The 8,668-nt window shown below is 71.7% G+C and carries 8 protein-coding genes and 1 pseudogene; 4 read left to right on the top strand and 5 right to left on the bottom strand.

Features of this window, described 5'->3' with window-relative positions; all coding sequences use genetic code 11:
- The first annotated feature begins 122 nt into the window (after positions 1-122).
- Together VGD32_RS09735 and VGD32_RS09730 are read left to right on the top strand one after the other, a co-directional pair.
- Entirely contained in the window at positions 123-1,520 is a 1,398-nt protein-coding gene (locus VGD32_RS09735; RefSeq protein ID WP_331031693.1) for a leucyl aminopeptidase family protein, read from the top strand.
- Positions 1,521-1,589: 69 nt separating this feature from the next.
- The gene (locus tag VGD32_RS09730) at positions 1,590-2,387 is read left to right on the top strand and encodes an NlpC/P60 family protein (protein WP_331031692.1); all 798 of its coding nucleotides are present in this window, start codon (positions 1,590-1,592) and stop codon (positions 2,385-2,387) included.
- On the opposite strand, the gene queG is transcribed toward VGD32_RS09730, so the two are convergent.
- From queG to VGD32_RS09710, 4 genes are all read right to left on the bottom strand, one after another.
- Positions 2,378-3,493 carry a tRNA epoxyqueuosine(34) reductase QueG gene (queG, locus tag VGD32_RS09725; RefSeq protein ID WP_331031691.1) on the bottom strand — a complete coding sequence of 372 codons (1,116 nt, stop codon included), beginning with the start codon at positions 3,491-3,493 and terminating at the stop codon, positions 2,378-2,380. The genes VGD32_RS09730 and queG overlap by 10 nt on opposite strands.
- 8 nt (positions 3,494-3,501) lie before the next feature.
- Positions 3,502-4,554 (bottom strand): hypothetical protein, encoded by a 1,053-nt coding sequence (locus tag VGD32_RS09720; RefSeq protein WP_331031690.1) that lies wholly within the window; start codon positions 4,552-4,554, stop codon positions 3,502-3,504.
- 11 nt (positions 4,555-4,565) lie between these two features.
- A complete protein-coding gene (locus VGD32_RS09715; RefSeq protein ID WP_331031689.1) occupies positions 4,566-5,249 on the bottom strand; it encodes a glutathione S-transferase family protein in 684 nt (227 codons plus the stop codon).
- Between the two features lie 71 nt (positions 5,250-5,320).
- Positions 5,321-6,253 (bottom strand): cation diffusion facilitator family transporter, encoded by a 933-nt coding sequence (locus VGD32_RS09710; RefSeq protein ID WP_331031688.1) that lies wholly within the window; start codon positions 6,251-6,253, stop codon positions 5,321-5,323.
- Positions 6,254-6,381: 128 nt separating this feature from the next.
- Here VGD32_RS09710 and VGD32_RS09705 point away from each other — a divergent pair, with 128 nt between their 5' ends.
- Complete coding sequence (locus VGD32_RS09705; RefSeq protein WP_331031687.1) at positions 6,382-7,566, top strand: citrate/2-methylcitrate synthase; 1,185 nt, start codon at positions 6,382-6,384, stop codon at positions 7,564-7,566.
- 27 nt (positions 7,567-7,593) lie between these two features.
- On the top strand, positions 7,594-8,397 hold the full coding sequence (locus VGD32_RS09700; protein ID WP_331031686.1) for an undecaprenyl-diphosphate phosphatase: 804 nt from the start codon (positions 7,594-7,596) through the stop codon (positions 8,395-8,397).
- A gap of 4 nt (positions 8,398-8,401) precedes the next feature.
- Here the strand turns inward: VGD32_RS09700 and VGD32_RS09695 are convergent.
- Positions 8,402-8,668 (bottom strand): annotated as a pseudogene (locus VGD32_RS09695) (complex I NDUFA9 subunit family protein); the annotation flags it as partial.

Below are 8,668 nucleotides of genomic sequence, written 5' to 3'. Positions count from 1 at the left end.
GGGCGATGGTTGCGATGCGGGCGGTCGTGCGCGACATGGAAGGGCGCTCCGGAAGGTTCGGGCTCCAGACTCGGTCCTTCGCGTCAATCCTTGGTTAAGATCGGCCGGAAAGGCTTCCCGCGATGTCCGTCCTCCACCCCGACCTGCTGAGCACCGACGGCGGGGACGCCCGCCCGGTCCGCATCATCGCGAAGGATGCGCCGGTCGAGGGCGTGTGGGGCGCCTGGGCCCGGTCCAACGACTTCACCGGCAAGGCCGGGCAGTTGCTGCTTCTGCCGTGTTCCGACGACGGGCTTTCCGGCGCCCTGTTCGGCGCGGGCGAGGCCTTCGATCCGATGACCGCCCGCACCCTGGCGGCGAAACTGCCCGAGGGTCTCTGGCGGCTGGAGGGACTGGAGCCGGCCCAGACCTCGCAGGCGGCGCTGGCCTTCGCGCTGGGGGCCTACCGTTTCGACCGCTACAAGGCCCGCGCCAAAGGTCCCGCCCGCCTCGCCGTCGGTCCCGATGTCGACGCCGCGGCCATCTTGCGCATCGCCGCCGCCTGCGCCCTGGCCCGCGAGATGGTCGACACGCCCGCCGCCGACATGGGGCCGCTGCAGATAGAAACCATCGCCCGCGAGATCGCCGAGGCCTCGGGTGCGTCCCTGATCGTCACGACCGGCGGCGCCCTGCTCGAAGACAGCTACCCCGCCGTCCATGCCGTCGGCCGCGCCGCCGCCCCGCACCGGGCGCCCCGGGTCATCGAACTGGGCTGGAAGCTGGACCGGACCGATCTGCCGCTCGTGGCCCTGGTCGGCAAGGGCGTGGTGTTCGATTCAGGCGGCCTCGACATCAAGGCTGCGGCCGGCATGCGCAACATGAAGAAGGACATGGGCGGCGCGGCCCATGCCCTGGCGCTGGGCCGGCTCGTGATGCAGGCCGACCTGCCGCTGCGGCTGGTGGTGCTGGTCGCCGCCGTCGAGAACGCCATCTCCGCCGACGCCTTCCGCCCCGGCGACATCCTCGCCAGCCGCAAGGGCCTGACCATCGAGATCGGCAACACCGACGCCGAAGGCCGGCTGATCCTCGCCGACATCCTGACCCGAGCCGGCGAGCACTCTCCCGACCTGACTCTGGACTTCGCCACCCTGACCGGCGCCGCCCGCATCGCCCTCGGCCCCGACCTGCCGCCGCTCTACACGGATGACGAGGCGCTCGCCGCCGATCTGCTCGAGGCGTCGCGCGCCGTCGCCGATCCGCTGTGGCGCATGCCGCTGTGGCCCGGCTACCGGGCGGCGCTCGAGACCGAGATCGCCGACCTGCGCAACGATTCCGCCGCCTGGGCCCAGGCCGGCTCGGTCACCGCCGCCCTGTTCCTGCAGCGGTTCGCCCCCACGACCGGCGCCTGGGCGCACATGGACATCTTCGCCTGGAACCCGCGCGCCCAGCCCGGCCGCCCCGAGGGCGGCGAGGCCCAGGGCCTCCGCGCCTGTTTCGAGCTGCTCTCCCGCAGATATCCGCGATCGGCGGCGCCACGATAAAGCCTCCGTTCGTTAACGGCCCTTTCGGCATCTCGCGGCATCATGCGGGCTCAACCGGACGAGCCCTGCTTGACGCCAGACGCCGCCACCTTCGACCCTCGCACCACGCTCGCGCGGCCCGACTTGGCCGAGCAGGCGCTGGAGGGGCTCGTGCGCGCCGACGCCTACCTGCCCGCCCGGCCGATGCATGCCGCCGTCCCGGTCGCCGACGTTCAGGCCGGCGCGAATCCGGCCTCGGACCGCATCGACCAGCTGCTCTTCGGCGAGGCTTTCGACGTGCTGGACCAGCAGGGCGACCGCCTCTGGGGCCGCGCCCGACGCGACGGTCTCGTCGGCTGGGTCTCCGCCGCGGCCCTGCGCCCGGGCGCGCCCTATCCGACCCACCGCGTCGCCGCCGTCAGCGCCCGCCTGCCGCTCAACGCCCTTGTCGCCGCCGGCGATCTCCCGGCCGACCAGCTGGCTCCGGTCGGAACCTTCGAGGCGGATCCGGTCGCCGTCGCCGAACGCCTGCTCGGGGTGCCGCACAGCCTCGGCGCGCGCTCCTCGGCCGCCACCGACTGCTCCGGCCTGGTCCAGCAGGCCCTCTACGCCTGCGGTCTCGCCGGCCCCCGCCATTCGGACCAGCAGGCGGAACTCGGCCACGCCGTCGACCGCGAGACCGCCCGCCGCGGCGATCTCGTCATCTGGCTGGCGCCCCGGGGCGACCACAGCTGGACCGGCCACTCCGCCTTCATGCTCGACGCAGGGCGCGTGCTGCACGCCACCGGCCATCACGGCGCCGTCGTGATCGAGGCCTTCGCCGAGGCCGACGCCCGCTACCGCGCGGACGGCTTCGACGCCCCGCTGTTCCGCCGTCTTCAGGCCTGATCGCCGGTCCATTCGGCCCGCACCGCGGCCTCTGTCTCGGCGGCCAGCCGCTCCGCCCGCAACGCCGCGAACGCCGCCCCGTCCAGCAATCTCGACAGCGCCCACACCGCCGCGCCGCGCACCAGCGGCGAGGGATCGTCCAGCAGCGCGCGGGCCCGCCCGATCAGCGCCGGGTCGCCGCTGTTGCCGATCGCGTACAGCACATTGCGCACGAACCGGTCACGCCCGATCCGCTTCACGGGGCTCTTCGAGAACAGCGTCCGGAAGGCGGCGTCATCCAGCGCCGCCAGCTCCGCCAGTCGCGGCGACACCAGCGCCTCGCGCGCGTGCACCCGCGCCTCCCGCGAGCTCACGGCGAACTTGTTCCACGGGCATACCGCCAGGCAGTCGTCGCAGCCGTATATGCGCGACCCGGTCAGGGGCCGGAACTCGACCGGCCACGGCCCCGCGAACTCGATCGTCAGGTAGGACAGGCAGCGCCGGGCATCCAGCTGGAACGGCGCCGGAAACGCCCGGGTCGGGCAGACGTCCAGACAGGCGGTGCAGGCCCCGCAATGCTCGCTCTCCGGCGCGTCGGGCTCCAGCTCGGCCGCGCTCAGGATGACGCCGAGGAACAGCCAGTTGCCCCGGCCCCGCGACAGCAGATTGGTGTGCTTGCCCTGCCAGCCGACGCCGGCCCGGTGCGCCAGCGGCTTCTCCATCAGGGGCGCGGTGTCGACGAACACCTTGACGTCCTCGCCCGTCCGCGCGGCGATCTGCCCCGCCAGCGTCTTCAGCCGGCCCTTGATCAGCTCGTGGTAGTCGTCGCCGCGGGCGTAGACCGAGATATACCCCGCCGACCTGTCCGCCATCTCCGGCAGCGGATCGCGTCCCGGCCCATAGTTGAGACCCAGCACGATGGCCGTCTTCGCCTCCGGCCACATGGCGGTCGGATGGGCCCGCCGCTCCAGCGTCGTCTCCATCCACCCCATGTCGCCGTGCCGCCCGGCGCCGACGAAATGCGCCAGCCGCTCCCCCGCGCTCCACGGCTCCGAGGCCGAGGCGAAGCGGCAGACGTCGAAGCCGAGGTCGGCGGCCCGGGTCCTGATGAAGTCCGCCGTCTTCACTCGCTCTTTCAGGCTCCCATTTGCGCCATCAACTGTCGTCGGGCGCTGTCGGACTCCAGACGCTGCACGACCAGGGTGCTCAGTCGGTCCGCGGCCTCGTCTTCGGCGTCCATGTCGCCCTTTTCGAGGCCGATCGCGATCGCCTCGAGCTCCACGGCGATCCCGCGTTCGATCCCGGCGGCTTCGTGGAAGCTGGCCGCGACGCCGGCCACCATTTCGCCCAGACCGGTCGCCGACACCTGGGGGTCGCTCCGTACGATCCGCGCCAGCCGTTCCGTCATGAGGTCGGCCTGGGTGGCGGCGTCTCTCACCATTGCGGCATGTCTTCGGACCCCGGCGGCCTTGCCGGTCCGGTCGGCTGGTTCCTCGAACACGATCGCCCGGCGATGCTCCAGCCACAGGATCATGGCCTTGTTCGTCTCGATCGAGGCGCGCGTGAGATGGTGGCTAGGCGACTCGGGGTTGCCGAGATTGCCGGCCAGCATCGTATTCTCCGCCTCGAGCTGGGCCGAGTTCATGTTCAGAAGCCCGGCCGCGAGGCGGATCAGATCCTCGGGTTCGCCGGAGCCCGCCGCCTCATAGAGGGTCAGATAGGACTCCGAGGACTGGCCGGTGCTGATAAGCATGGATCCGACAAGATCGGGCATCAGCGCTGTCCGTCTGATCTGTTCCCGCAGCGTCGGGCTGACCGGGAACGACGGATCCAGCGGCGGCTGGGTCGTCGACAGCGCCTCATAGGCGGAGACATCGGCCTGCAGGCGCGCCCGGGCCTCGGCGGCCCGGCCGGCGGTGAAGCGGTCCAGGTCCCGGGTCTCTCCGCGCTCGATCCTGGCGGAAAGCTCCGCCGACAGGTCGACCAGCCAGACCAGGGTGTCAGAGCGGCTGAGCAGAACCCGCTCATATCCCTGGCCCCAGGCGGCCATGCGCGAAAGCCAGTCCGCCATCAGCTCGGCGGGATCCTGCTGCACGGCGACGGCGGACGGCGGGTTCGCCAGCACCCCGGTGGGCGCGCACGCCAGAAGAAACGCCGCGGCTAACGCCGGGACCCGATGAAACGCCATTTTCCGCCCCCCTAGAAATCGAGGTCGGCATAATGGCCCGCCGGGGCCACCCCTGGGAAGCGGTCCGCCAGCAGCGGGCGGAAACACGGGCGCGATTTCAGCTTCATGTACCAGGTCTTCAGGCCCGGATAGGCGCCCCACGGCACCTCGCCGAAATAGTCGAGCACCGACAGGTGCGCGGCGGCGACCATGTCCGCCTGGGTCAGACGCCGTCCGGCCAGGGCGTCCCGCGCCGCCAGCAGGCCTTCCAGCATCACAAGCTGCGCCTTCAGCGCCTCGCGGCCGGCCCGCAGCGCGCGCGCCTCCGGCGGCCCGAGCCGCAGCAGGGGCTTCTCCATCCGCTCGTGCAACAGCACGGCGTTGACCTCGTCGTTGAAGCGGCGGTCGAACCAGCCGACCAGACGCCGGGTCTCGGCCCGCTCCATGGGGTCGGCCGGCATCAGGAAGGGCTCGTTCGACCGATCCTCCAGCCAGCCCAGGATGGCGGCGGGTTCGCACAGCGTCAGGGCGCGCCCTGAATCGGTCGTCTGCAGCACCGGGGGCATGCCGGAGGGGTTCAGGGACGCGACCGGACAGCCGTCCTCCCAGGGCCGGACCACCGTATCGGTGAACTCGAGCCTCGCCTCGCCCAGCGCCAGCCGCGCGGCCCGGGACCCGGGGTCGAAGGGGAAATGATACAGGACGCAGGCCGACATGCCCGATGCATGCGCCAGAGGGCGTTAAGCCCGCGTTAGCCATGGGCTTCCGTCGCGGGAGATCGGGACCGTTACTTCGCTTTTTTCGAGGGCCTGGCCGGCGAGGGCGGAACCGACGTCGTGGGCCCCCGCGGGTCGGGGTGGATCAGGATATCGACGCGGGGAAAGGCTTCCAGAAGCCGCTGCTCGGCCCCGACCACGATGGCGTGGGCCTGTTCCAGGGTCAGCCTGCCGTCGAGATCGACATGCATCTGGATCATCATCACCGACCCGGCCATGCGGCTGCGCAGTTGGTGCACGCCGGTGATGCGCGGATCGGCCAGCACCGCGGTGGTGATGGCGATGCGGTCCGCGTCGGAAACGGCGCGGTCCAGCAGGTGGTCGGCCGCGTCCTTCAGCAGGGCGAGCGCGCCCCAGAACAGCCAGATGGCCACGATCAGCCCGGCGGCCGCGTCCAGTCCCGGCGCCGCCAGAAACGCGCCCGAAACGACCCCGATCAGCACCACGGCGTTGGCCGCGAGGTCGGCGGCGTAGTGGGCCCGGTCGGCCTTGACCGCCATCGAGCCGCTGCGGCGGATGGCCCGGTCCTGCATCCAGACCAGCCAGCCGGTCAGGGCCACCGAGATCAGCACGACCATGACGGCCCAGTAGCCGGAGGTCACCGGCCGGGGGTCGAAGACGTGGCGGAGCGCTTCCCAGCCGACGAACAGGGCCGAGGCGAAGATCAGGCCGGCCTGCACCAGCGCGGCCATCGCCTCGCCCTTGCCGTGGCCGTAGCGGTGCTCGTGATCTGGCGGGGCGGCGGCCCAGCGGACCGCGAAGAAGGTCGCCAGCGAGGCCACCAGGTCGAGACCCGAGTCGGTCAGGGACGCGAGGATCGCCACAGATCCGGAGGCGCCGAGGGCGAAGGCCTTCAGTCCGATCAGCACCACCGCCACGCCGACGGACAGGCGTGTCACGTTGCGGGTAGCCAGCTGGGCGTCGTCGAGGGCGGTCGCGGTCATCGCCGCCTTGTCGCGGAAAGCGGGGTCGGCGCCAAGCTCGCCGGACGCGTTAGCGGCATCGTCACGAAATGGCCCCATGCTGCGCGCCGCATGGACCGCACAGGTTCGTCAGGCCTTTCGGAGGCGACATGCAGTCGGCAGGGACGGCATCGCAGGCCGGCCGCTGGATCGGACGCGGCGAGGCCCTGGCCCGGTTGGGGGTCAAGGCCCAGACGCTGTACGCCTATGTCAGCCGCGGCCGCATCGCCGCCCGGCCCGACCCCGAAGACCCCCGCCGCAGCCTCTACGCCGTGGCCGACATCGTCCGCCTGAGCGGCGAGGAACCGGCGGACGGCGACATCGGCCAATGGCTGCCCCCGCCCGAGGAGACGGAGGGGCCCGGGTTCGAACTGCGCTCGTCCGTGTCGATCAGCGCCCAGGGCCGGCTGTTTTACCGCGGCATGGACGCCGGCCAGCTGGCGGAGGCCGCGACCCTCGAGGATGTGGCGCGCCTGATGTGGGACGCACGTTCGGCGAATCCGTTCGCCGAGGTGCGGCCGCGGGTCGGCGCAACGCCCGGCTCTTCAGCGCGCGGCCGGTTGTTCGCCGCCCTCGCCCGTCGCGCCGATGAGGACGCGGAACTGAAGCCGCGCCCCCCGGAAGCGCTGCGCATCGAATGCGCCCGGGTGCTGGACGAGGCGGTCGACGCCGTGGCGGGCCCCGGACCGAGGCTGTTCCTGCACCAGCGCCTGGCCCGGGCGTGGAAGGTGCAGGAGCGCGACGCCCATCTGGTGCGCCGCGCCCTGGTTCTCGCCGCGGACGCCGGGCTCGACGCGCCCGCCGTGGCCGCGAGGGCGGCGTCGGACGGCGGCGCCTCTCCGGCCGGGGCGGCGTTGGCGGGACTGGCGGCGCTGAGCGGTTCGCCCGACATCATCGATCTGTCGCGCGCCTCGGCTTGGGTGGTCGCTGTCCGGCGCCAGGCCGCCGACGCCGCCCGGCGCGCCCATGAAGCCGGGGTCCTGTCCGGGTTCGGCGATCCGGCCTGGCCGCGCGGCGATCCGCGCGCCGCGGCCCTGCTGGCCGCCGTCGACCTTCCCGAGGATCTGGCCCGGGCCATGCGCGAGGGCCGGGAGATGACCGGCCGCGCCCCGACCTTCGGCCTGGCGCTGGTCGCCGTCGCGCGCCGTCTTGAACTGCCGCGTGACGCCGCCGCCGACCTGCTCATGATCGGCCGGCTGGCGGGCCTTCTGGCCCATGCGCTCGACCAGACGACGAACGGCTCGCCTATCCGGGCGCGCCTGCGCTATGTGGGTCCTGAACCGGGCGCGAACTGATCCGCCTGACCTTTATCGGGGACGCGGATGGCGGATTGGCTGGCGGCGATCATTCTTGGTCTGGTCGAGGGACTGACCGAGTTCATTCCGGTGTCCTCGACGGGGCACCTGCTGCTGGCCAAACAGGCGCTGGGGCTCGGCGACGAACCCTGGGACACCTTCATCGTCATGATCCAGCTGGGCGCGATCCTCGCGGTGGTCGCCCTCTATTTCAAACGCCTGTGGACGGTGGTCCTCGGCCTGCCGGGCAAGGATCCGGCGGCGCGGCGATTCGCCGTGGCCGTGCTGCTCGCCTTCATCCCCTCCGCCATCGTCGGCCTGCTGTTCCACGACTTCATCAAGGAGGTGTTGTTCAACACCACCATCGTCTGCGTCACCCTGATCGTCGGCGGGTTCGCCCTGATCGCCCTCGAACGCTGGGCCCCGGCCCCGCGCGAGCACGACGCCATGAGCTTCTCGTGGAAGACGGCGCTGGGCGTCGGCCTGTTCCAGTGCCTGTCGATCATCCCCGGCGTCTCGCGCAGCGGCGCCACCATCGTCGGCGGCCTGTTGCTGGGCGTCGAGAAGCGGGCGGCGGCCGAGTTCTCGTTCTTCCTCGCCATTCCGACCATGGTGGCCGCTTTCGGCCTCGACTTCTGGGAAAGCCGCGAGCTGATCACGTCCAGCGTCGCCGGCATCATCGCCATCGGCTTCGTCGTATCGTTCGTCAGCGGCCTGTTCATCGTCCGCTTCCTGATCGATTTCGTCGGACGCTACGGTTTCGCCCCGTTCGCGGTCTGGCGCATCCTGGTCGGCGCGCTCGGCCTGCTGGGGATGTGGCTCTACGCCTGATCCGTCAGGCCTGGACCGTGGCGGCCCTGTCCGCCGGCCTCTCCGAGAACTGTCCGCCCCGGCGGTAACGCCAGAGGTACGACGGCGCGATCGCCTCGATGCCGGTGGGCTCCACACCGAGCTGGGCCAGGCCTTCGGCGCTGTCCGCGACGACGTTGTCGGTTTCCAGACTCGCGACCTGGTCGCGCGTCAGAACCGGCGCGATGCCCACGATGCTGGTCAGCTGCGCCAGCGAACCGATCGCCCGCGCGGCGAAGAAGGGCAGGGGGAT

Origin of the sequence: Brevundimonas sp., from assembly GCF_036402095.1 — a bacterium.
In the GTDB taxonomy this organism is placed as follows: domain Bacteria; phylum Pseudomonadota; class Alphaproteobacteria; order Caulobacterales; family Caulobacteraceae; genus Brevundimonas.
The sequence above is the reverse complement of the archived record's forward strand: the minus strand, read 5'-3'. Positions and strand labels throughout refer to the sequence as shown.